General features: G+C 69.9%; 20 protein-coding genes. 13 read left to right on the top strand and 7 right to left on the bottom strand.

Annotation, left to right across the window (positions count from 1 at the left end; all coding sequences use genetic code 11):
* Positions 1 to 16 precede the first annotated feature (16 nt).
* From ABZU74_RS05390 to ABZU74_RS05375, 4 genes are all read left to right on the top strand, one after another.
* Entirely contained in the window at positions 17 to 379 is a 363-nt protein-coding gene (locus ABZU74_RS05390) for a zinc ribbon domain-containing protein (protein ID WP_355418777.1), read from the top strand.
* A 352-nt stretch (positions 380 to 731) separates the two neighbouring features.
* The gene (locus ABZU74_RS05385) at positions 732 to 2,987 is read left to right on the top strand and encodes an EAL domain-containing protein (RefSeq protein ID WP_355418775.1); all 2,256 of its coding nucleotides are present in this window, start codon (positions 732 to 734) and stop codon (positions 2,985 to 2,987) included.
* A 50-nt stretch (positions 2,988 to 3,037) separates the two neighbouring features.
* Complete coding sequence (locus tag ABZU74_RS05380) at positions 3,038 to 3,796, top strand: MerR family transcriptional regulator (RefSeq protein ID WP_355418773.1); 759 nt, start codon at positions 3,038 to 3,040, stop codon at positions 3,794 to 3,796.
* 83 nt (positions 3,797 to 3,879) lie between these two features.
* On the top strand, positions 3,880 to 4,650 hold the full coding sequence (locus tag ABZU74_RS05375; protein WP_355418771.1) for a hypothetical protein: 771 nt from the start codon (positions 3,880 to 3,882) through the stop codon (positions 4,648 to 4,650).
* Between the two features lie 7 nt (positions 4,651 to 4,657).
* Here the strand turns inward: ABZU74_RS05375 and ABZU74_RS05370 are convergent, their stop codons facing one another.
* Positions 4,658 to 6,025, bottom strand: a complete 1,368-nt coding sequence (locus ABZU74_RS05370) for a serine hydrolase (protein WP_355418769.1) — start codon at positions 6,023 to 6,025, stop codon at positions 4,658 to 4,660.
* 154 nt (positions 6,026 to 6,179) lie between these two features.
* Between ABZU74_RS05370 and ABZU74_RS05365 the strand changes: the two genes are divergently transcribed.
* Positions 6,180 to 6,464 (top strand): antibiotic biosynthesis monooxygenase, encoded by a 285-nt coding sequence (locus ABZU74_RS05365; RefSeq protein ID WP_355418767.1) that lies wholly within the window; start codon positions 6,180 to 6,182, stop codon positions 6,462 to 6,464.
* A 22-nt stretch (positions 6,465 to 6,486) separates the two neighbouring features.
* On the opposite strand, the gene ABZU74_RS05360 is transcribed toward ABZU74_RS05365, so the two are convergent.
* Positions 6,487 to 8,028, bottom strand: a complete 1,542-nt coding sequence (locus ABZU74_RS05360; protein ID WP_355418765.1) for a gluconokinase — start codon at positions 8,026 to 8,028, stop codon at positions 6,487 to 6,489.
* A gap of 170 nt (positions 8,029 to 8,198) precedes the next feature.
* Between ABZU74_RS05360 and ABZU74_RS05355 the strand changes: the two genes are divergently transcribed.
* The 4 genes from ABZU74_RS05355 (at position 8,199) to ABZU74_RS05340 (ending at position 12,545) form a co-directional block, all read left to right on the top strand.
* Complete coding sequence (locus tag ABZU74_RS05355) at positions 8,199 to 9,338, top strand: hypothetical protein (RefSeq protein WP_355418763.1); 1,140 nt, start codon at positions 8,199 to 8,201, stop codon at positions 9,336 to 9,338.
* Between the two features lie 45 nt (positions 9,339 to 9,383).
* A complete protein-coding gene (locus ABZU74_RS05350) occupies positions 9,384 to 9,917 on the top strand; it encodes a hypothetical protein (protein ID WP_355418761.1) in 534 nt (177 codons plus the stop codon).
* Positions 9,918 to 10,060: 143 nt separating this feature from the next.
* Positions 10,061 to 11,191, top strand: a complete 1,131-nt coding sequence (locus tag ABZU74_RS05345; protein WP_355418759.1) for an epoxide hydrolase family protein — start codon at positions 10,061 to 10,063, stop codon at positions 11,189 to 11,191.
* A 151-nt stretch (positions 11,192 to 11,342) separates the two neighbouring features.
* Positions 11,343 to 12,545, top strand: a complete 1,203-nt coding sequence (locus tag ABZU74_RS05340; RefSeq protein ID WP_355418757.1) for a hypothetical protein — start codon at positions 11,343 to 11,345, stop codon at positions 12,543 to 12,545.
* Positions 12,546 to 12,615: 70 nt separating this feature from the next.
* Here the strand turns inward: ABZU74_RS05340 and ABZU74_RS05335 are convergent, their stop codons facing one another.
* The gene (locus tag ABZU74_RS05335; protein WP_355418755.1) at positions 12,616 to 13,023 is read right to left on the bottom strand and encodes a VOC family protein; all 408 of its coding nucleotides are present in this window, start codon (positions 13,021 to 13,023) and stop codon (positions 12,616 to 12,618) included.
* Between the two features lie 71 nt (positions 13,024 to 13,094).
* Between ABZU74_RS05335 and ABZU74_RS05330 the strand changes: the two genes are divergently transcribed.
* From ABZU74_RS05330 to ABZU74_RS05320, 3 genes are all read left to right on the top strand, one after another.
* Positions 13,095 to 13,394 (top strand): helix-turn-helix transcriptional regulator, encoded by a 300-nt coding sequence (locus tag ABZU74_RS05330; RefSeq protein ID WP_355418753.1) that lies wholly within the window; start codon positions 13,095 to 13,097, stop codon positions 13,392 to 13,394.
* Positions 13,395 to 13,472: 78 nt separating this feature from the next.
* On the top strand, positions 13,473 to 14,252 hold the full coding sequence (locus ABZU74_RS05325) for an alpha/beta hydrolase (protein ID WP_355418751.1): 780 nt from the start codon (positions 13,473 to 13,475) through the stop codon (positions 14,250 to 14,252).
* Between the two features lie 124 nt (positions 14,253 to 14,376).
* Positions 14,377 to 14,775, top strand: a complete 399-nt coding sequence (locus tag ABZU74_RS05320) for a hypothetical protein (protein WP_355418749.1) — start codon at positions 14,377 to 14,379, stop codon at positions 14,773 to 14,775.
* A gap of 1,043 nt (positions 14,776 to 15,818) precedes the next feature.
* Here ABZU74_RS05320 and ABZU74_RS05315 read toward each other — a convergent pair.
* The 4 genes from ABZU74_RS05315 to ABZU74_RS05300 all read right to left on the bottom strand — a co-directional run bounded on the left by ABZU74_RS05315 (position 15,819) and on the right by ABZU74_RS05300 (position 21,711).
* Positions 15,819 to 18,893 carry a DUF3427 domain-containing protein gene (locus tag ABZU74_RS05315; protein WP_355418747.1) on the bottom strand — a complete coding sequence of 1,025 codons (3,075 nt, stop codon included), beginning with the start codon at positions 18,891 to 18,893 and terminating at the stop codon, positions 15,819 to 15,821.
* A 106-nt stretch (positions 18,894 to 18,999) separates the two neighbouring features.
* Positions 19,000 to 19,560: a GNAT family N-acetyltransferase gene (locus ABZU74_RS05310; protein WP_355418745.1), complete on the bottom strand. Its 561-nt coding sequence runs from the start codon at positions 19,558 to 19,560 to the stop codon at positions 19,000 to 19,002.
* Positions 19,557 to 21,074, bottom strand: coding sequence for an XRE family transcriptional regulator (locus ABZU74_RS05305; RefSeq protein WP_355418743.1), 1,518 nt, complete (start codon positions 21,072 to 21,074; stop codon positions 19,557 to 19,559). Before ABZU74_RS05305 ends, ABZU74_RS05310 begins: the two co-directional genes overlap by 4 nt.
* 118 nt (positions 21,075 to 21,192) lie before the next feature.
* Complete coding sequence (locus ABZU74_RS05300; RefSeq protein WP_355418741.1) at positions 21,193 to 21,711, bottom strand: flavoprotein; 519 nt, start codon at positions 21,709 to 21,711, stop codon at positions 21,193 to 21,195.
* Between the two features lie 219 nt (positions 21,712 to 21,930).
* Here ABZU74_RS05300 and ABZU74_RS05295 point away from each other — a divergent pair, with 219 nt between their 5' ends.
* Positions 21,931 to 22,101, top strand: a complete 171-nt coding sequence (locus tag ABZU74_RS05295) for a hypothetical protein (RefSeq protein ID WP_355418739.1) — start codon at positions 21,931 to 21,933, stop codon at positions 22,099 to 22,101.
* Positions 22,102 to 22,254: the final 153 nt, after the last annotated feature.

Below are 22,254 nucleotides of genomic sequence, written 5' to 3'. Positions count from 1 at the left end.
CTCGATCAGGGATGTAGTGGCCTCGTTCACCCAGGAGGCCCCTACATCCTGGATCGAGCACGATCTTGTGTCCCGTGACCCCGATTTCCTTGATCCGAAGGCGGGATCTGGTGACTTTTCGCTGTCGAGTGGGTACTGGCGGGCGATGTTCTTCATCTTTGGTCTGCGTACCAAGGTCGACCGGTCCGGTGTCGTGCAGCAGGTCTGCCGCCACTGCGGCAACCAGGCCGCGCAGGTGATCACTCGCCGCTCGACGAAATTTACCCTCTTCTTCATCCCTCTCATTCCGATCCGCACCCGGTACGCGCAGCAGTGCACGTTCTGCGGGGCGGAGTACGAGATCTCCAAGTCCGACGCCGAGCGCCTCCCGGTCGGCTGATCCGACGATGGAACGCTTCCTCTGCTGGCTGATCGGCCGACCGACGTCCTCGGTCGACGTGGCAGTGCACACCGTTGCCCGCCCGCCCTGCACCCCTGGCCGGCGCAGACGTCGCCGGGCACGCCGTCCGATGGCCGGCACCGCGCTGCCCCGCTCACCCTGGAACCGATCCGCGGGCCGCTGACCGGAGGCGCGACGATGCTCGACGCGGCAGAGGCCGCACCGGGAAAGGCGCCGTCGCGGGGTGCACGTTCGGCTCTGGCGGCGTTTCTGAGCGCTGGTTAGGCTTTCGAGGTTTGCCAAGGACCGGCGCCGCCGAGGGTGCACGCACGACGAAAGAGCCGGAGCGACCGTGTCCCGTCAGGACGGAAAGCAGGCTGCGGGGACGCTCAACCCCACCGGTGCGTTCGTCGCGGCTGCGGTCATCCTGCTGGAGGCGGGCTGGCTGGTCGCCGCGTTACCGGGTGCCGCCCTGGTCAGTGACATCGGCGGGATGCTCGTCGCCGGCTGGGCCACGCTCGCGTGCATCGGGGTGGCCCGTCGGCATCCCGCGCCACTGCGCCGGTTCTGGACGCTGCTCGCCGTCACCATGGCGCTCGCCGCCATCGGCCGGGCGATCTGGACGGTGCAGCGGCTCGTCGGCGGCGACCTGCCGCACACGACGACGGTCGGGGTGGTCTTCACCGCCGGCATCCTCACCGGCACTGCCGCGCTGCTCAGCTCGCCGTCCGCACCACGGACCGCGGTCGGGCGGGCCCGCACGTTGCTGGACGGGGTGATCGTCGCACTGGCCCTGGTGCCGATCGGTTGGGTGCTGGTCTTCCGGGGGGTCGCCGCCGCCGAGCTGGCCGACCCGGCCCGCACGCTGGGGCTGCTCTTCCCGATGTTCGACCTGATGCAGCTCACCATCCTGGTCGCGGTCTCCGGGCCGGCCCGGCCGCTGTGGCGGCCGATGACCATCCTCGCGGCGAGCCTCACCCTGCGGGTCGTCGCCGATGTCGTCTACGTGTCGCTTGTCGCCCGCGCCGACTACACCGCCGGTCACCCGATCGACCTGTGCTGGCCGTTGAGTTACCTGCTGATCGGCCTGGCCACCCGGAACCCGCCGCCGCCTGACTGCGACGGCACCGATGACACCGCCGAGTCGCCGCTGCCGCCCTGGTGGCGGGTGGCGCTGCCGTACCTGCCGGTGGGTGGGGCGATCATCGCGGTGGTGCTGGCCCGTCGGCCCACCGGGCAGACCCCGCAGCTGGTGTTCGTGACCATGATGGTGCTGCTGGCGGCCCTCGCCGTCCGGCAGGGGTTTGCCGCCAACGAGAACCTCCGGTTGGTGGCCCGGCTGCGCCGGCTCGCGTACGGCGACCAGCTCACCGGGCTGCCCAACCGGCTGTTGTTCAACCGGCGGTTGCGCCTGGCCCTGCGCGACGGGCGGCCGGTGGCCGTGCTGCTGCTCGACCTGGACGGGTTCAAGCAGGTCAACGACCGGTTCGGGCACGCCACGGGTGACACCCTGCTGACCGGGCTCGCGGCCCGGATGCACGCTGCCGTGGACGGCGACGGCACCATCGCCCGGCTCGGCGGTGACGAGTTCGCGGTGCTTGTCGAGGGCGACCGGCCGGTGTCACCCGAACGGCTCGCCGAGCGGCTGTTGGACGCGTTGCGACCCTCCGACGACGAGGAGGACGTGGGGGTGCACCCGTCGGCGAGCATCGGCATCGCCGAGTACGGCCCGCAGCACGCCTCCCACACCGACCTGCTGCGCGACGCCGACATCGCCATGTACGCGGCCAAGGCGGCCGGGAAGTCCGCGTACCGGACGTGCACATCGGCGCTGCGGGAGTCGGCCGTCTCCCGCGCCGAGTTGATCGCCGACCTGCGCCGCGCGGTCGACGAGGAGCAGCTGCACCTGGAGTTCCAGCCCATCGTCGACCTGACCAGCGGCACGGTGCGCAGCGCCGAGGCGTTGGTGCGCTGGCGGCACCCTCGGCTGGGGATGTTGCCGCCGTCGAGGTTCCTGCCGCTGGCCGAGGAGACCGGGCTGATCCTGCCGATCGACCGCTGGGTGATCCACGAGGCGTGCCGGGCCGCCGCGACCTGGCGGGGTCGGGCACCGGAGGCGACCGTCGCTGTGAACATCGCCGCGTCGCACCTGCGTCGGCCGGACCTGATCGCCACTGTCACCGCGGCCACCAGCGCCGCCGGGCTGGCGCCGCGGGCGTTGACCCTGGAGCTGACCGAGTCGGCGCTGATCGAGGGCACCGAGGCGGTGTTGGAGCGGCTGCACCAGCTCCGCGAGCTGGGCATCAGGATCGCCATCGACGACTTCGGCACCGGCTACTCGTCGCTGAGCTACCTGCACCGCATCCCGGCCACCGAGCTGAAGATCGACAGGTCGTTCGTGGCCCGGCTGGGCAGCGACGACCGGGCGTACGCCACCGTGGAGATGGTCACCCGGCTGGCCGGCGCGTTCGACCTGGCGGTGGTCGCCGAGGGGGTGGAGACCGAGCGTCAGCACGAGGCGGTCACCGCGATCGGCTGCCCACGCGGCCAGGGCTATCTGTACGGGCGGCCGGACGGCCCCGCCATGGTGGGCCAGAATCGGAGTTGACTCTCACGTAACGGCAGGCAGGAGCCTGGTTCCCGGAAGGGAGGGGGACCATGGCGTACACGGTGGGTCAGGTGGCGAAGGTCGCCGGCGTGACGGTGCGGACGTTGCACCACTACGACGAGATCGGGTTGCTCTCGCCCAGCGGGCGGACCGCGGCCGGTTACCGCCGCTACGACGACGCGGACCTGCAACGGCTGCAACTCGTCCTGTACTACCGGGAGCTGGGTTTCCCGCTTGAGGAGATCACCGCGATCATCGACGACCCGGCGGCCGACCCGGCCGCGCACCTGCGCCGACAGCACGAACTGCTGACGGTACGGCTCAAGCGGTTGCAGGAGATGGTCACGGCGATCGAGTTCGCGATGGAGGCGACCAAGATGAACATCCAACTCACGCCGGAGGAGCGGTTCGAGGTCTTCGGCGACTTCAGCCCGGAGGAGCACGAGGCCGAGGCGGAGCAGCGGTGGGGTGACACCGACGCGTACCGGGAGTCGAACCGCCGGGCCTCCCGCTACAGCAAGGACGACTGGCTGCGGATCAAGGCGGAGAACGAGGACTGGGGTCGGCGGATCGTCGCGCTGATGGGCTCGGGCGCGCCGGCCGACAGCCCGGAGGCGATGGACCTGGCCGAGGAGCACCGGCAGCTGATCAGCCGCTGGTTCTACGAGTGCTCGTACGAGATGCAGACCGGGTTGGCCGACATGTACCTGGCCGACGAGCGGTTCACCGCGCACTACGAGAACATCGCCCCGGGCCTGGCCGCCTATCTGCACGAGGCGATCCACGCCAACGCGATCAGCCGGGCCTGAGCGGCCGGGAGGCCGACCGGGAACAGCAGCGGGTGCGGTCCGGCTAGTCTGGCCGGACCGCACCGCCCCCGGGGGAGATGACAGTGCAGAAACCGAAGCTGATCGCCGCTGTCGCCGTGCTCGTGGTGGCGGTCGCTGCCGGGGCGTGGGCGCTTGGCGCCGCCGGCGACGACGAACCGGACGCGGGTCGCCCGGCGGCGTCGGCGAGTGCCGACCCGGTAGGTGTACTGAAGGCCGCCGCCGCGAAGGCCGACGAGCAGCCGTACAAGCTGACAGTGGGCACCGGCGGCGCGGACGGGGACGCCACTGTGCTGCTCTGGGACCCGAAGGCGAAGCGTGGTCTGGAGACCACGTCGCTGAAGGTGCCCACCGGGGTGGTGAAGATCGAGCGGTTGACCACCGGGCCGGACGTGTACGTGCGGGTCAGCGCCCCGGACCGCCGCGTCCCGGTGTGGGACGGCAAGACCTGGTGGCACGTCGGCGCCCCGGGTGCCCCGGCGGCCAAGCAGGGACTGGACAACACCCGGCTGGCCAGCACGCTGGGCGCGCCGGCGGGGGTCCGGCAGACCGCCGCGCGGGAGTACGCGGGCACGCTGGACCTGCGCCAGAGCGGCGCGGTGCTGGGCAGCGGCGTCGGTAGCGTGCTCGGTGGCCGGGCCGCGGCGGTGCCGTTCACCGCGGCGGTGGACGAGCAGGGCCGGCTGGTCCGCTACCGCATCGAGTTGGCCAGCGAGCAGTCGCAGACCGCCCAGCTCGACCTGACGTACTCGGACTTCGGGCTGTCGGTGGCGGCGGACCCGCCGGCGGCCGGCCTGGTCGGCGAGGATCCGCCGGCGAACATCCCCGGCGCCTGACGTCGGTTCACTCCTCGACCGCCCCGTCGACCGGGGTGACCAGGAAGTCGTAGACGGTGCGGGCCATCCGCCGGACCGTCTCGTCGCCGGTGGCCATGGGTCCGGCGGTGAGGAACGCGACGGCGGTCTCGGTGCCGGGGATCAGGTAGTAGCCGACGTCGTGGGAGGCGTCCGGCAGGTCCCCGGTCTTGTGGGCCACCGGCACGCCGGGTGGCAGCGCCGCCGGGATCTTCGTGTTCAGGGTCTGCTCCCGCATGAACCCGATCATCAGGTCGCGGGAGGCGGGGGTGAGGATCTCGCCGTCCCAGACCGCGCCGAGCAGGGACACCACGTCGTCCGGGCTGGTGTAGTTCTCCTCGCCGCGTTGCGCGGCGGCGCTGTCGAGCATCCGGCGGGCCAGGATGGTGGAGCGTTGGTTCATCGAGTCGATCAGGGCGTTGACCGGGGCGAACCCACCCAGGTAGGTGATCAGCACGTTCGCGGCCACGTTGTCGCTGTACTTGATCAGGTACTGGGCGAGCCGGTGCACTGTGACCACCTGCGGGAACGTCTCGAACTGCAGTTGACCGGTGCCGCCGACCACGTCGTCGGCGGTGACCAGCACCCCGTCGTCGAGAGAGACCTGTCCACAGTCGACCCGACGGAGCAGCTCGACGAGGATCCACAGTTTGATGACGCTTGCCGCCTTGGGGCGCAGTGAGCCGTTGACGGCGATCTGCTGGTCGCCGTAGCGGCCGGACAGGTCGCGGACGGTGACCCCGGCCGGGTTGAGGCTCGCGTCCGCGACCACCCGGGCGAGTTGCCCGCTGAGCGGAAACAGTCGGGTCCCGGCGACCGGATCGGTGGGTGGCTGCGGGCTGGTGACCACCACGCCGGTCAGCGTCGTCGGCGGGCGGTGCCGCTGGATCACCTCCAGCGTGCCCTCGCTGCGCCCGATCAGCGGCACCCGGTAGCGGTAGGCAGTCCCTCCGACGACGACCGCCCCACTGGCCACGCCGGCGACGACCCGCATGGTCGGGTCGGCGACCCGACCGGTGTCGCCGTCGCAGGCGCGGTAGCGCACCGTGTGCCCGAGCGAGTCCACAGCGAACACCCCACCGGGAAACGACAGCCAGGACACTTCGCTGGTCGGCGGGCGCCCCGGCGTCGGGTCCACCCCGGGCTCGTGGCTCTGACCGTCACCGGGCTCCACCCCGTACCCCGGCGTGGTCGGCTGCGCCGGGTCCGCGACGGGCTCGCGGCCCGGGCCGTCCGCGGTGGCCGGCCCGGTCGTCACGAGCACCGCGAGCGCGACCGCCGCCGTCAGCACCTTCAGGGGTACGCGGGCAGAGTTCCCCAGCAGGGAAGATGAGCGCCTCTTGTCGCTGTTTCTCACGTTTGCACGATATGAAGCGCCGGAGGCTGGTGAGACCAACGGGACCGGCGTCACCCGTCCGGGCGGCAACGTCCCGGAGAGCGTCACCACCCACAGGTATACATGTGACCCAGGGTCATCAGGATCCCCAGCCACTCATCCCCACGGAGGACCCATGCTGATCATCGCCGGCAGTCTGCAGGTCGAACCGGCCACCCGTGAGGCGTACCTGTCGGACTGTCAACAGGTCATCGCGCGGGCGCGGGCCACCGCCGGTTGTCTCGACTTCCTGCTGGCGCCCGATCCGTTGGAGCCCGGGCGGATCCACGTCTACGAACGCTGGGAGTCCGCGGAGCAGTTGGCCGCGTTCCGTGGCTCTGGGCCGGACGACGCGCAGGAAGCGGCCATCCTCGACGCCGACGTGCAGCGCTATGTGATCGCCAGCGTCGAGGCACCCTGACCCGACGGCGAGCCGGCACCGCTCACGTTGGTGGTGAGGGGCCGGTGGGCAGGCCGGGTGCCATCCGACGGAGCGAGGCGAAGGCGGGCGTGAGGGCCTCGTACAGCTCGGCGAAGAGCGGCAGCAGCGCCGCGTAGGTGGCGGCGGCGGCCGGATCCGGGCGGACCGTCTCCTCGATTCGCACCAGGTCGGCGGCGACGTCGATGCTGGGGATCAGCCCGAGCGCCTCCATGCCGAGCAGCGCCGCGCCGAAGCTCGACCCCTCGTGTGCGGCCGGGAAGCTCACCGGCAGGCCGAGCGCATCGGCCAGCATCTGCCGCCACAGGCCGCTGCGGGCGAAGCCGCCACCGGCCCGGACCTCGCGGACCTCGTTGCCGGCGGCGCGCACCGAGCTGAGCACCAGCGCGAGCTGCTGGCAGACGCCCTCCAGCGCGGCCCGCACCAGATGCTCGCGGCGGTGTGCGTGGGTCAACCCCACGTACGCGCCGCGCGGCAGGGCGCTCCAGTGCGGCGCCCGTTCGCTGTGCAGGTACGGCAGCATGATGAGCCCACCCGAGCCGACCGGCGCGCGGGCCGCCAGGGCGACCAGGTCCTCCTCGGAGTGCTCGCCCAGATCCGGGGCGAGCGCGGCGCCGGCCCACTTGAGCACGATGCCGCCGTTGTTGATCGCGCCACCGACCGCCCAGCGATGCTCGGTCAGCGCGTAGCAGAACACCCCGCCGAGCGGGTCCACGCCGGGCCGCTCGACCATCACCCGCATCGCGCCGCTGGTGCCGATCGAGCAGGCCACCATGCCGGGGTGCACAGCGCCCAGGCCCAGGTTCGCCAGTGGTCCGTCGCCCGCGCCGACCACCACCGGGGTGCGCTCCGGCAGGCCGGTCTCGGCCGCGGCCTGCGGGGTGAGGTTGGGCAGCACGGCGGTGGTGGCGACCAGTTGGGGGAGCTGTTCCCGGGTGATGCCGGCGATGCTCAGCGCCTCGTGGTCCCACCCCAGGGTGTGGATGTCGAGCAGGCCGGTGGCCGAGGCGATCGAGTGGTCGGTGACCAGCGCGCCGCAGAGCCGCAGCAGCACCCAGTCCTTGATGCCCACCCAGTGCGTCACCCGCTCGAAGAGTTTCGGCTCCTGCTCGGCGAACCAGAGCAGCTTGGGCAGCGGCGACATCGGATGCATCGGCGTGCCGGTGCGCCGGTGCAGGGCCAGCCCCGACGGCACCGCCCGCAACCGCTCGGCCTGTCGCGTCGACCGCGAGTCGGCCCAGGTCACCGAAGCGGTGAGCGGATTGCCATCCCGGTCCAACCCGATCAGGCTGTGCATGGCGGAGCCGAACGACAGCCCGGCCACCGGCTGGACCAGCTCGGCCACGACCATGCTGATCGACTTGAGCACCGCTTCGAGGATGAGCTGCGGGTCCTGCTCGGCGTAGCCGGGTTGCGGGTTGTTCAGCGGGTAGCCAACCAGGTGACTGCCGAGCTGCCGCCCGTCGGTGTCGTACGCGACGGCCTTCGTGCTGGTGGTGCCGATGTCGACCCCGATCACGACCCCGGAAAGCGTGACTGCCGGCACGACCGCCACCTCCCTCGGAGAACATGAACGCCTGCACCAGTATCCCCCTATCGTGCTGGTTGCTCCGCCGATCGGGTACTTCGCCCGTTTCGGCGTGTCCGGCCGGCGCGCCGCACCTGTTAAACCGGGTGACACCCCAGATTGGTGGCCTACGCGGCGAAGGAGTCGGCGTGGCAAAGACTGATTCGACGGGTTCCACCTGGCGGTACCGGTGGGCGCACCGGCAGAACGTGCGGCGGGTCAGCACGTACCGCGGCGCCGAGGCCGCGTGGCGGCGACGCGACGACGAATTACGGCGGCTTCGCGCCCTGGCCGCCGACTTCCAGGGCTCGGCAGCCGCCGGCGCCGGGCTGGCGTTGGAGTTGGCCGCCGACGAGGTGGTGCTCTGGGCACTACCCGCGGCGCAACTGGTCGAGGTACGGCACACCACAGTGCTGCCCGCGCCCGACCTCACGGTCGCCCGAACCGGGCCGCTACGCCCGCGCCGCCCGGACGGCGTACGCGTCACCGACGCCGGCATGGCCGTGATCACCAGCCGTCGACTCGTGCTGCTCGGGGGGCGGGGCCGGCGCGACTGGGCGTACGGCCGAATAACCGGCCTGGCCCACGACCCGGCGGCGCCGGTCACAGTGATCCAGGTGCTGGACCGGCGGCGTACCTCCGGGTTGTTGCTGCCCACCGACGCCGCGCCGGACTTCCGGTTCAAGCTCACGCTGGCCTTCGCCGACGCGATCGAACAGCGCGCCGCCGTGATCGCCCAACTCGACGAGCTGATCGCCGAGCACGCCCAGCTCAAGCCGTTCCGGCCGGCCGTGGCCACCCCCGGGCAGGCCCGGCTGTCGTCGTTCGTGCCCGGTGGCCGCAGGAGCATCGCGGTGGCGGCGGCCATCGCGCTGCTGGTGCCGGCGGCGCTCATCGAGTCCGACCCGTCCGACCCGACAGGTGGCCCGGAGGTCGCCGTCGCCGCCACCCCGGCACCCACCGCCAGCGTGGCACCCGCGCGGATCGGCCCGGCGCTTGCCCTGAAACCCCCGCCGCCGAAGCCGACGAGGTCCCCGCGCCCGTCGCCCAGCGCGACCCAGGGCTCGCGCTGCGGTGCACCGGAGAACCCGCTGGGGTACGACTTCTGCGGCGGTACGCGGATCCGCAAGCCGGCCGCCGAGGTGTGCGACTGGTTCGCCTGCGTACCGCAGTTCTGGTCCGGTCGGGGTTACCTCGTGCAGTGCCGCGACGGTTCGGTGAGCCTGGCCGGCGGCCGGTCCAACGCCTGCGCGGAGCACCGAGGTGTGCGACGAACCATTACGAAGTGAACCATTTCAGGCTCGAAGTCCGGTTCAGTCGGCCAGAATGATCGAGTGGAGATCCGGTCTGACGATGGCGCTCGGGTGCGGATACGCCCCGTCGGCTACCAGCCCGGCATCGACCCGCCCGACGACCCCGACGGGGCCACGCCCGGCTGGCACGACTGGCTGCTCATCGAGGTGGACGCCCGCACCGCCGACGGTCAAACCTGGTCACACCACTACCCCAGCCTCATGGTCGAGGAGGCCCGCGCACTCGGCGGCTGGCTGCACGGGCAGGCCACCGCCGCCCTCGGGCTGAGCGCGCCACCGGCGATGGTCCGGTTCACCGAACCCAACCTGGCCCTGCGCAGTCGGGTGCTGCGCCGCCGCCGGCTGGAGCTGATCGTGGAGTTCTCCGCCGAGTCGCTGCCACCGTGGATGCGCCGCCCGTCCACAGCGATCTACCCGCTGATCCTCACCGTCTCCGCGGACGCCCTGGCCACCGCCGCCGAACACTGGGCCGAACACTGCGAGGCGTACCCGCCGCGTACCCAGTCGCGGTTCCCGACCCACGGCCCGCAGCCGTACCGGCGGCGGGCCGGCTGACCGTCGTCCGGTACGGTGATCGCCGTCAGCCATGAGAGGAGGTGAGCCCGGTGACCACCCATCGTCATTCCTGGGCGCTCTTCTCGGCCGTCCCCCTCAGCTGACCTCTCGCGTCGGGGAGCGCCCTCCTTACCGGAGGACCAATGTCTTTCTCCTCGTTCCGCATCGACGTGTCCGATGCGGTCCTCGACGACCTGCGGGCCCGCCTGGCCCGTACCCGCTTCACCGGCCGCAGTGGCCACCGGCCGTGGCAGGGCGGCGTCGACCCCGACTACCTGCGGGACCTGGTGTCCTACTGGCAGGACGGGTTCGACTGGCGTTCTCGGGAGGCCGAGCTCAACGCGTACCCCCAGGGCCTGGCCCTGGTCGGCGGCCGGAAGCTGCACTTCCTGCACGTCCGGGCCCCGCGTCCGGCGGGCACGCCGGCACCGGTGCCGTTGCTGCTCAGCCACGGCTGGCCCAGCAGCTTCGTCGAGATGCTGCCGCTGGTCGACCGACTGACCGACCCCGACCGGCCCGGCGGCGCGTTCGACGTGGTGGTGCCCTCACTGCCCGGCTTCGGTTTCTCGGAGGCGCCGAACGAGCCGGTGACCCGGGCGCTTCTCGCCCGGACGTTGCACGAGTTGATGACCGACGTTCTCGGCTACCAGCGGTACGGCGCCTTCGGCGGCGACGTCGGGGGTGTGGTCACCGGCTGGCTCGGCGCCCTGTATCCGCAGCAGGTGGCCGGCATCCACATGATCCATCCGCCGTTCCCGGCCAACTTCGACGCCCGTCCGTTGTCGCCTGCCGAGCAGGCGTTCCTCGACGCCGAGGCCGCGTACGACGAGACCGACGGCGGCTACAGCGCCATCATGGGCACCCGGCCGGACACCCTCGCGGCGGCGCTCGCCGACTCGCCGGCCGGGCTGGCCGCCTGGCTCGTCGACAAGTACCGCGACTGGAGCGACAACCACGGCGACCTGGCGAACAGCATCGACCGGGACACCCTGCTCACCATCGTCACGCTCTACTGGGTGACCGGCACGATCGGCTCGTCGTTCCGGCAGTACGCCGACTTCGCGCACAACACCAGTCGACCCGCCATTACCGTGCCGGCCGCGTTCACGGTGAGCACCGAGCCCTCGCAGGCCAACTTCCCTCGCTCGATCGCGGAGCGGGCCTGTGCCGACATCCGGCACTGGAGTGAGCCGGGTCGCGGCGGGCACTTCATGCCGCTGGAGGAACCGGACCTGCTCGCCGCGGAGATGCGGCAGTTCTTCACCTCGCTGTAGGGGTGATACCCGGCGGCGGAGCCGAGCCTAGCGTGGCCGGCTCCGCCGCTGCCTGAAATTCTCTTCTATCGGGCGCAAAGGGATGCATCGATCCCGGCCGCGTTGCCTGTCACGTACGTGAGCGGTTGTACCGCGTGTGACCGTGACCTCTGTGGCCTGTGCCCCCTGGCGGATCGCCTGGGCAAAGCGCGAGAACGAGCGCCGGCAGCGGGCGTACCGCGACGCCACCGACGCCTGGCGGCGCCGCGACGACCACCTGGTCAGGCTGCGCATCGAAGCCGCCAGCTTCCTCGGGTGTACGCAGCCTCGCAGCGGCCTACCCGTCGAGCTCGACGACGACGAACTCGTCTTCCGCGTCCTCCCCGTTGCCCAGTTCGTCGAGGCCGAGGCGCGGCACGTCCCCGGCCTGCCCACCCCGGGCTTGTGTTCCTTCGCTGAGCCCTCTTCCGGCGCCCTGCCGCCGGGCCTGCGGGTCGTCGACACCGGCATGGCCGTCGTGACCAGTCGACAGGTGGCCTTCAGTGGTGGTGCGCACCGGCGCGAGTGGCGGTACGCGGACCTGATCGGCCCGGCCCACCACCCCGACGTCCCTGTCACCCTGCTGCCCGACCGCGGACGACTGGCCGGACTGCTGGTCCCGGCCAATGCCGCGGTGAACTTCCGCTTCTATCTCACCCTCGCGGTCGCCGACGATCGCGCTGCCGTCGTCGCGCAGGTCGACGCGCTGCTGGCCGCGCACCGGAACACCCGGCCTGCACTGCTGCCGTGGGTGCACCCCGACGAGGCACCGCTGACGGCGGTACGCCCCGACCGGCGGGCGCTCGGTGCCGCCGCCGTCGCGGCCGTGGTGTTCGTGACGCTCGGCCCGGGTGCTCTGGGGCCCGGCGCGTGGGGTCCTCGTGGGCCGGTGCGCTCGGCGGAGGTCATCGCTTTGGACGCACCTCGGGCTGGGGCGGTCATCGTTCCGATCGGTGCCGTCGGGCCGGTGGCGCCCAGGTCGCGGGTCGGATCGGCCGACAGTGCCATATGGAGCCCGCCGGATGTTCCGGCTGTCCGGCCGTCGGCCGTCTCTACAGTGGTGGCACCTGCCGTCGCGGTGGCCCTGCCGCCGGCCGCTGCGCCGTCCGTCGCTCCGATCCCGCCGGCCAGTTCGGTGCCGACGCCTGGTCCGGCCCCCACCACGGACCCGCCCGCGTCAGCCTTGCCGACACCGCCCGTCGCGTCGCTCACGCCAACGCCGACCGCGACTCCGAGCGTGACGCCGTCACCGGATCAGGGGCTGCTGGCGATCTGCCTGGATCCTCTCCAGCTGCCGCTGCTGGACCCGCTGCTCTGCCCGTCGCCGGCGCCCTGATCGGCGTCGTTGCGGGTTTCTCGGTGCCCGCGGCGGCTTGTTCAGTTCATGGTGCTGAAGTCGGGGACGGTCAGGGTGCCGCCCTCGGCGAGGGTGAAGCCCGGGTTCCAGGCGATCTCCCACAGGTGGCCGTCCGGGTCGGCGAAGTAGCCGGCGTAACCGCCGTAGAAGGTCTCCCGGGCTGGCTGGTCACCGTCGCGCCGGCCTTGGTCGCGGTGGCGATCACCTCGTCGACCTCTGCCCGGGAGCGGACGTTCTGGGCGAGGGCCACCCCGCCGAAGCCGTCGGTGCCTCCGTCTTCGATGCTCGCGTCGTCGGCTAGCTTGTCGCGGCCCCAGAGGACGACCGCCAGGCCGCCGGCCTGGAAGAAGACCGTCTCCTCGACCTCCTGGCCTCGCCAGCCGAGCTGCTCATAGAACGCTTTGGCACGGGCTACGTCCGCGACGCCCAGAGTGATCAGACTGATCCGCTGCTCCATGCCCTCAACCTAACGCCAGGCGCACTCTCGCACTGCTCATCCCATAGCATTGATGCTATGAGGTTGGAGCGATGAGTGATCGTCTGGACTGGAACGACCTGCGTGAACGCCGGATGGCGGAGCCGGGAGCGGCCGAGACGTACGAGGCCACTCGGATCGCCTTCGAGCTTGGGCAGGAGGTGCGCCACCTGCGCGAAGGGCACGGCTGGAGTCAGAGCCAGTTGGCCCGCGCCGCCGGTATGACTCAGTCCGCAGTTGCCCGCTTCGAGGCAGGCGGGACCGTGCCGACCCTGCCGGTCCTGGAACGGCTAGCCAGAGCCTTGGACAGGCGATTGGACGTCAGGTTCACGCCGAACGCCGACGCAGCCTGACTGCCGGCGCCTATCGCGATCAGCGGCAGATGCGTTCGCGTCCGGCAGCCGGCGGTCGTTGATCTAGGATTCCAGGTCATGCGGGGGTTCTTCACGGTTGGTGGTCGGAGGCTTTCGTATCTGGACGTTGGCGGTCCGGGTAACCCGCTCCTAACTTTGCACGGGCACTACAACGAAGCGTCGGCTTTCGCGCCGCTGGCGGAGGCGTTGGCACCGCGATGGCGGGTGATCGCGCTCGACCAGCGTGGGCATGGAGAGTCCGACCGTGCCGACAGCTATGAGCGGGACGACTACGTTGCCGACGTCGCCGCGTTCCACCAGCATCTGAAGGTCGGCCCCGCTGCGGTGTTGGGCCACTCACTGGGAGGGGTGAACGCCTACCAGTACGCCAGCCGGCACGCGGATCGGGTCACCGCGCTGATCGTCGAGGACATCGGCGCGGTGGTGGACTGCGACTGGTCGTTCACCACAAGCCTGCCTCGCCGCGCGCCATCCCGCGACGCGCTGGCCTCAGCCCTGGGTGCGGCGGCGCCCTATCTGGAGTGCTCCTTCCGGGAGTCGGAAGACAGCTGGGGCTTCTCGTTCGACATCGATGACACGGTGGCGTCCCAAAAAGCGCTCAACGGCGACCACTGGACGGACTGGGTGGCGGTGACCTGCCCCACCCTTCTGATCCGCGGTACGCGCAGCGACGAGCTGACGGCCGATCACGCCCGCGAGATGATCGCCCGTCGTTCCGGCCAGGCTCGGCTTGCTGAGCTGCCAGCTGGTCACGTCGTGCATCACGATGCTGAAGCGCAGTTCGCCGCTGCGGTCCGTGCCTTTCTGTCCGAGTCGGTCCGCGTACTTGGGGAGTAGTGCCTCCGACTTGACCAGCGTGACGAAGAACAGGTCGGCCTGCGCAGCGCGCCGGCTTCCGCCAAAATCGCTTCAGCCGGGCATCGCAGCCGGTCAGCGACACCGACGGCCCTCAGAGGCTGAAGTGCAGCATGCCCTGCTGCGGCGGGCGATGGCGCGCGCCTACGACCGGGAAGAGTTGCCGGACGAGGCGGAGACTGAGACGGCCGATCGGCGGGCGCTGGAGGCGGCCTTCCACGAGGCAATGGTGCGCACCTATGAGCGGGCCCGCGACGAGGCGCAGTACCACGCGGCGCTGCTGTTGCGGATGGTGACCGATAAAGGCGGGCTGGCGACAGCCCGGCAGTTGCTGCACCACCCGGTGGTGTCGGACGGGTTCACGGCGCTGTGGGAGCGGGGCCGGGTGGACCTGACGGCGGAGGCAGTAGTGATACGGCCGCGGTTCCGGGCGCTGTTCACCGAGGAGGAGTTGGCGATCGCCAGCATTCGGGTGGTGGACGCCTCGGCGCACACCACTACCTGAGGCCACTGTCCGCCCTCGCTGAGCCAGTGATTCGCCAGCCGCCATTCGGTCAGGACTGTTGACTGATCGAAGGTTCTGACGGCAGCAGTCCCGACGAACAATTTGACCAGTCCATATGCGTCGTTGTGCGGCGTGGATTCGTCAGATCTCGGGGGTGGCGATGGTGGGAGGAAGGGGCATTGGCGACTTCTACGCCAATGCCGAAGGCCGCGATTTGGAACTGCCCGGGTATGACTGGGAGAACGACGACCGTCCTGATCGTACCCCCGACGTGTGGCTCGACCGAGTCGTTTCGTCGTCCGCAGCCCAGCGCCCAGGTGTGCTGCCACGCGCCGCGCCGAAAAGCGCAGCAGGCCAACGGCGGACCGCGCAGCGCGCGACTAGCAAGGCAGGTCGAGCCGCCAGTGCCCGTCAGCGCCCTTCCGAGCGCGAAATCGCGGACGCCGCCCACCGCGTTCGAGCGAAGATACCGAACATCGGCCCCAAGGGGATCGCGAAACGGCTCCGCCAAAGCGGCTGGGCCTTCGTCGGCTCGACGGCCGTCGACCAAGCTCTGAAACGCTATCCGACCCCCAGTACGCCTCAGGTGAGCCGCAGTGCACCCAGCAAGGCGGCCCCAACTCGTGCCCAGCAGCCGGCCCGGGCGAAGGCAGTAATAACTGAATATCGCCCTGGCATCGCCGGTCGGCGGCTGCGCGGTTTCGCGAAGGCCGCTCGCGAGCTAGCCGCATACGATCCCGCCTTGAGTTTGGCGGGCATGGTGGGCCGGCTTCAGCGTCGGGGCTGGCCCACCTGCAACGAGGTAGACGTGCGGAAGGCGTTGGGTATGAGTCCTACCCCTGACGCGCGGGCAGGCCGGGCCTCCCAGTCACCGAAGAGCACCCGCACAGCGGTGGCGGCTTTCAGCCCTTCACCACGAGCGGCGCCCCGCCCTCCTGCGGACGTCTGCCCCTCGTGCGGGGTACGCCCCTCGGTTCTCGGCACCTGCCGCTGCTCCTAGCTCCTGTGCCGCCGCCAGAGCGGCACAGGAGCTGGCTCGTTGCTCAAGCCGCGATGGCTCGAGCTGCGGCATAGAGGCCAGCGGGGAGCGGGTGTGCCAACTCCCACTCAATCCGCATCGGGCGATCCCCGCTGTGCCGCCGGTACGTCATCGGCCCGGCGTATAGGTACGCCGGCACGCCCAAGGCGCCCTCCGCCACCTTCGTCTCCCGCACGAACAGGTGCACCGTCGACCCCTGCGACGCGTGGTTGACGTACCGCTGCCCGGTCGCCGACGCCGACGACGTGATGCTCTGTGACTCCCACTGGAACAGCGTCTCGGTGATGGCCCGGTCGGCGTACATGGTCGTGGGGGAGTAGTGCTGCTCCGACTTGACCAGCGTGACGAAGAACAGGTCCGCCCGCTCCGACTCAAGCCACTTCACGCCCTCCCGCAGCGACCCCGGGTTGGGCATTCCGAACGCCGCGCACGCCTCGTTGCGGCTGTACCGGGCGTGCACCCGCAGCGGCACCTTGCCGAGCCCCACCGGTTCGGTGACCCGGTGAATCCGTTCCCGCAGCACCTCGGCGACCTGGCGTAGCTCGGCACAACGGGCCGGCTCCGCCCAGAGTCGCCCCAACCGCGCGTCCCGCTCCGACAGCGGCGCGTTCGGCCCCCACAGGCTGAAGTGCAGCATGTCCAGCATCCGCCCGCCGGTCACCGGTCCGCCCGACGCCACCTGTTCCCACAGCGCCAGCCGCTCCGGGTCATCGGTGTGCAGCATCCGGCCGATCGCCCGACCCAGCTCCCGGTCGTCCGGCCCCGGCACGGACGTCTCCACCCGGGCGAGCCGTCGCAGCCCGGTCCACCCGCCCAGGGTCGCCGACCGGTACACGTCCTCGATCTCCAGGCCGGTGTCCCGCAGGAACTCCGCGAGGGTCACATCGCCGAGCTGGCGCAACTCGGCAACCATGTTGTTCTTCGACGACGGGACCGCCTTCTCCAGGTTGCGGAGCACCACCTCCTTCGCCACCCGGTCCAGCTCAACGTGGCACCCGCTCGGCAGCGACGGGAAGTCCTCCTCGACCGTGTCGTACACCTCTCGGCGGCTGACCCCGGTCAGGGCACGCCAGCGCAGGTCGAAGCGGAAGTTCGCGTGCTGCCCGCCGATGAAGTCGAGCACAGTGAGGCAGGGCTTGTCGTCGTCGAGGCGCAGGCCACGGCCGAGCTGTTGCAGGAAGATCGTGGCGCTCTCGGTGGGCCGCAGCATCAGGATCGTGTCGACCATGGGCAGGTCAACACCCTCGTTGAACAGGTCCACAGTGAAGAGCACCCGCAGCTTGCCGGCCTTGGAGTCCCGCAGCATTCCCTTTTGCGTCGAGCGGTCGACTCCCGAGGTCACCGCCGCCGCCTCGACGCCGTGCTGCCTGAACCAGTCGGCCATGAACTCCGCGTGCCCGATGCTCACGCAGAACCCCAGCGCCCGCATTCGACCGACGTCCACCTTGTCGCGGACCGCACGCAGCACCGACCGCGCCCGCGCGTGGTTGCCGGTGTAGAGGCCGTTGAGTTCAGCCAGGTCGTAGCCCTGCCCACGCTTCCAGGTGACCTGCGACAGGTCTACGTCGTCATGCAGCCCGAAATACTGGAACGGCGCCAACAACTGCCGCTCCAACGCCTCCCACAGGTGCAGCTCAACAGCTGCATGACCGTCAAACCACCGCCGCACGTCGCCGCCGTCGGCCCGGTCGGGCGTCGCGGTCAGGCCCAGGAGTACGCGGGGACGCAACCGCTCCAACAGTCGCGCGTACGTCGGTGCCTCGGCGTGGTGAAACTCGTCGACGATCACCATGTCGTACGCCTCTGGGTCGACCTCCCGGCGGTGCAGCGACTGGATGGAGGCGAAGACGTGCTTCCAACCGTTCGGCTTCTCGCCCGCGACCAGCGTCTCGCCGAAGCTGCCATCGCCCATCACCTGCCGAAACGTCGACAGGCTCTGCCGCAGGATCTGCTCCTGATGAGCGACGAAGAGCAGCGAGTCTGCGCGGCCCGCCTTGTGTAGCCGGCGGTAATCGAGGGCGGCGACCACGGTCTTGCCGGTGCCGGTCGCCATCACCACTAGGTTGCGCCAGCGCCCGTGCACCAGGCGCTCGGCGTCCAGGTCCGCCAGGATCTCGGCCTGATAGGGGTAGGGGCGCACGTCCAGGTTCGAGATGGCGGTCGGGGCATCGTCGCGACGCTCCCCGCTCAAGGCGTGCCGTAGCCGATCGGCGTCCCTGGTCGCGTCGTACGCCTCGAACGCCGGGTCGTTCCAATAGTCCTCGAACGTCGCCGTGAACGTGTCGATGACGTGCGGCTGCTCGATGTTCGAGATGCGTACGTTCCACTCCACGCCGTCCACCAGCGCGGTCTTCGACAGATTCGACGAGCCGACGTACGCGGTGGTGGTGCCGTTAGCCCGGCGGAACAGCCACGCCTTGGCGTGCAGGCGGGTGGTCCTCGTTTCGTAGGACACCTTGATCTCGGCGCCCAGCTCGGCGAGTCGGTCGAGCGCCCGCTGGTCGGTCGCGCCCAGGTAGGTGGTGGTGATGACCCGGACCTTGCCGCCTCGGGCGATCAGCTCGCGGATGGCTGGCTCGACGATGCGCAGGCCGTACCACTTGATGAACGCGCACAGCAGATCCACCTGGTCGGCCGACGCCATCTCGTGGTTGACCTCGTGGCCGATGCGGGGCTGATGGCGGCCGTTGACCAGCAGTGCGCCGGTGGAAAGGGGGGTGGTGGGGCGGTGTGGGAAGGCTGGCAGCGCCGGTGGGGTTGGTGGGGCGGCGATGGCGTGGAGCAGGTGCTTGGCATCGGTGACCTGGTCCTGTTCCGTCGCGGCCTTCGGGCTCAGGGCGGCGATGGCGTCGGCGATCTGGTTCGCCATTTCCACCTGGTGGTGGAGCTTGTCGTCGCCGTTGGGGAGGGCTTGCAAAGCTCTCGCTGCCAGGGTGGCGATGTGCCGGGCGAGGGCGGTGTGTGCGTCGGCGGGGTCGAGTTTGTGGTGTTGGATCAGGGCGGGGTCGACGTGCTGGAGTTGGTTGGCCAACTCGCGAGTGATGAGGTGCTCGTAAACACCCCGCTCAAGATCCGTCATGCACGCAATCTAATTCGTCCTGGGCTGAGGCGATGCCCTGACTACGCGTCGAATTCCATCTGTCGGGCCGCCGACAGAAGAGTGAGTCGGTGGTTAGCCACCATGGCTAGCTGAAGGGACGAGGGCAAATTTGGGTGGTGCGTACCATGACATCGAAAGTCGGCGCAGTCTCCCAGTCGGGGCGCAGCCTAGTGACCTTGTTCCAGCCCCACGATCGGTACGCCATCTGGGCGGCATCATTGTCGGGCCGGACCAAGAGCGTGATCCGCGGTTCGGCCCGACCCATGACCAGCTCGTCATGCAGTGCCGCCGCCACGCCCTTACGTCGCCAGGCGGGGTGTACGAGCAATTCGCTGAGCGCGAAGGTGCGGGTTCCGTTCTCCTCGGTAAACCCGGGCGGCACCGGCTCATGGATGCCTTCCCACCACCGTGTCTGTGCCGGTAGCGGAAAGCCATATACGTAGCCGATCAGGCTCCCGTCGACCGTTGCGGTAATCAACTCCCACCCAACTCGCTGCATGTGCAGGTCAAGCTGGCGCCGGTAGCGGTCCTCGCTGTAGAACTCGCCACCACCGGCGTAGACCACCAGGTAGAGGTCCACAAGCTGATCCAAGATCCCCTTGGCTTCGTCAGCGCGGCGATGACGAAGTTGCAGACCCTCGATCACAGGCTCGCCGCCTGGTCGTAGGCGTCAACGAACTGGCGGGTCGTCGTGGTCGCCTGCCGTGGCGCCGCCAACGTCCGACGCACCTGCGCAAGATGCTGGGTCACCCGCTTCGAGTTGATCTGACGCACGGCAGGCAGGACGTCGAGAGCGATACGAGCTGCCTCGTTGACGTCGCCCTGTTGGTATGCGGCCTCCGAGAGCCGGACCGTGTAGTAGACCTGGTTGCGTCGATGACCAAGCGAGGGGTTGGCTGTGATTGAGCGCAACGACTGAACAGCGCGCTCAGGTCTGTTGAGGGCAAGGTAGGAGAGCCCTTCGATCCCGTTCAACTCTTGGGCGTTCACGAAGTGCACGAAACCCTGGTCATCCTCTTGGGAACCGCGGTCGAACTCGTGCCGAGCTTTGGTCATTTCGCGGCTGAACCCACTGGCATCCGTCAGGACGGCGTATGCGTGTGCCCGGCGCAAGTGCAGCAACGTGGTGAGTCTAGGTGTGGCCCACCCGCCAGACACCCGTAAAGCGGCTTCGGCGCAGTGCAGCGACTCGCCGGGTTGGCTCTCGCGGATCAGCAGTGACAGGTGCGTGAGAGCGCGGACTTCCACTCGCGGGTCATCTGCGATTCGCGCACGAGTGATGGCCTCGTTCAGGTACGGCCTTGCCTCGGACCGGCGATCGGCGTCAATGGCGAGCCAGGCTGCCTCGATGGATAGATCAGCCAGCGCGCTTTGAAGAGCGTCGCCGACCTCTCTGCTGTAGCTCGCCCGTGCTGCCCAAGCCGAAAGCCGGGTGTGCGCTTGGATGGCGACATCGCAAAGCAGATCTGCACCCGCGACCGCGTCTGCTCGCCGGAGATCATCGACCAGGGAGCTGGCCAGCTGCACATGCTCAATGCCGATGTTCCTCGGGACCTCGGCGGGCTCTGCGAGCAGGTATGTGTGTCCGCCTGCGGCGAGCCCCGCGAGCGCGGCCAGTACGTTGAAGCGTCGGCGGTCCGTAGCGCCACCCCCTTGGCTTGGTGCGTCCTCCACGCTAACTGCCGCAATAGATCGGCCGCGCTGCTCGGTCACCTGATCGTCGCCATCTGCGCGATCGGCTCCGTCCGCCACGAGGTTGTTGTCGGTCCAGCAAGGTTGACCAGGGAGGCGGAACCATAGGCTCTCCGCCGGTACCCGCAGCAGCTGTGCCCAATGGGCCAGACGATCCAGGTGCACGAGCGGCGGGCCGTTCTCCACCCGACTTAGCTGCGCTTGGGTGATCCCCAGCCACCCCGCCACCACGGTCTGCGGCAAGGGGACCCGACCGTGGTATGGGTGGCAGCGATACGCCCGGATCACCCGCCCCAGATGCCGCTCGGCCAGCGCCAGTCGCACCGGCTCGTGCCCCCAGAAGCTCGCTGGCACCACCGGCGGCGCGCTCAACCGGTCCCGCTCGGCGGCCTGGCATGGCGCGCACCGTCCGCTGTCGTTGTCCCGGGCCAGCCGTCCACCGCACCGAGGGCAGTTCGCGTATGTCACCGGCGGCTCCTCCGTCTTGCCTCATCGAGGCTATTCATTGAACACGCTGTGTGGATCGCTGGTATACGCACAACGCATATCGTGAGGACCGCCGGACGTGGAAACGAACTGCAACTGTTCAGGACGGGCGAGCCGCCTGCACCGCCTCGATGACCACGCCCCAACGCTCCGACCCATTCACCGGGTCCAGCGGCTTTCCGTCGGCCACGAGCACACCGGCAGCGCGCAACACCGCCAGGTGACCGGCGTACGCGGGATGGGCAGCCAACTCCGCCTTGGTGTGCGGAAACGCGATGATCGGCAATCCCGCGCCCAGTGACTCGTTGAGGACGCCGAGCGCCAGCGTGTCGTTGATGCCCAACGCCCACTTCGTCACCGTGTTGAACGTGACCGGCGCGGCCACCACCACATCGGCCGGTGGGTGGGGCTCGGGGTCGCCGGGCATCCGCCACTCCACGCGTACCAGATAACCGGTCTTGTCTTGCAACGCCGCACGGTCGAGCCACGGCGCGGCGGTGGGGCTGACGATCATGCAGACCTGCCACCCGTCGGCGATCAGGAGGTCGACCAGCTCGTCGATGTGTTCCGCCGGACCCGCGGCGCAGACGACCAGGTGCAGCACCGGACGTTCCGTCATGCCCGCAGTCTGCCCGATTCGACAGTCGCGGCGTGGAGCGCATACCGATCACGCATGCCGCCGATGATCACCGTGGCATGCCGTTGTGCCTGGTCAGCCGGGACAGTCGACGCATGGCCCGGGGCGGGTGCTCGGTCCCGGAACTGCGCCGGCCCTCAACGGCGCAGCTCCTCCAGCCCGCCCCGGTGCCAGCCCACGAGTCGACGACTTGGAGCCGGCATGCCCAACCTGATCGATGACCATCCGGCCCGCGTCGGCCTGGCCGCCGCCTGGGAGTCGGTCCACCCGCAAGCTGCCGGTGACTTCTGGTGCACACTCGAAGACCGCCGACCCGGCGCCGAGGGTGATCAGGCTGATCCGCTGCTCCATGTCGCCAACCTAGACGCGTAATCATTTGGGACGTGGCAGACGGCCTCGGCGTTGTAGCTGCGGCAACACACGCAGCCCTCGGAGCTGAAGCATCCGAAAAGGAGTGCCACGCGGAGGTAGTCTGCACAGCGGGTAGCGAAGCCCGCCTGAGTGACGGGCGGATGCCCTGGGCGC

This window comes from Micromonospora sp. NPDC005171, assembly GCF_040608575.1.
Taxonomy (GTDB): domain Bacteria; phylum Actinomycetota; class Actinomycetes; order Mycobacteriales; family Micromonosporaceae; genus Micromonospora.
Note: the sequence above shows the minus strand (reverse complement) of the source record. Positions and strands in the feature narration are given on the sequence as shown.

Coding starts and splice junctions, on each gene's coding strand:
- ABZU74_RS05380 (WP_355418773.1), top strand. CDS start 3,038: ATGGCGTACACGGTGGGTCAGGTGGCGAAGGTCGCCGGCGTGACGGTG.
- ABZU74_RS05365 (WP_355418767.1), top strand. CDS start 6,180: ATGCTGATCATCGCCGGCAGTCTGCAGGTCGAACCGGCCACCCGTGAG.
- ABZU74_RS05345 (WP_355418759.1), top strand. CDS start 10,061: ATGTCTTTCTCCTCGTTCCGCATCGACGTGTCCGATGCGGTCCTCGAC.
- ABZU74_RS05335 (WP_355418755.1), bottom strand. CDS start 13,023: ATGGAGCAGCGGATCAGTCTGATCACTCTGGGCGTCGCGGACGTAGCC.
- ABZU74_RS05330 (WP_355418753.1), top strand. CDS start 13,095: ATGAGTGATCGTCTGGACTGGAACGACCTGCGTGAACGCCGGATGGCG.
- ABZU74_RS05325 (WP_355418751.1), top strand. CDS start 13,473: ATGCGGGGGTTCTTCACGGTTGGTGGTCGGAGGCTTTCGTATCTGGAC.
- ABZU74_RS05315 (WP_355418747.1), bottom strand. CDS start 18,893: ATGACGGATCTTGAGCGGGGTGTTTACGAGCACCTCATCACTCGCGAG.
- ABZU74_RS05300 (WP_355418741.1), bottom strand. CDS start 21,711: ATGACGGAACGTCCGGTGCTGCACCTGGTCGTCTGCGCCGCGGGTCCG.
- ABZU74_RS05295 (WP_355418739.1), top strand. CDS start 21,931: ATGCCCAACCTGATCGATGACCATCCGGCCCGCGTCGGCCTGGCCGCC.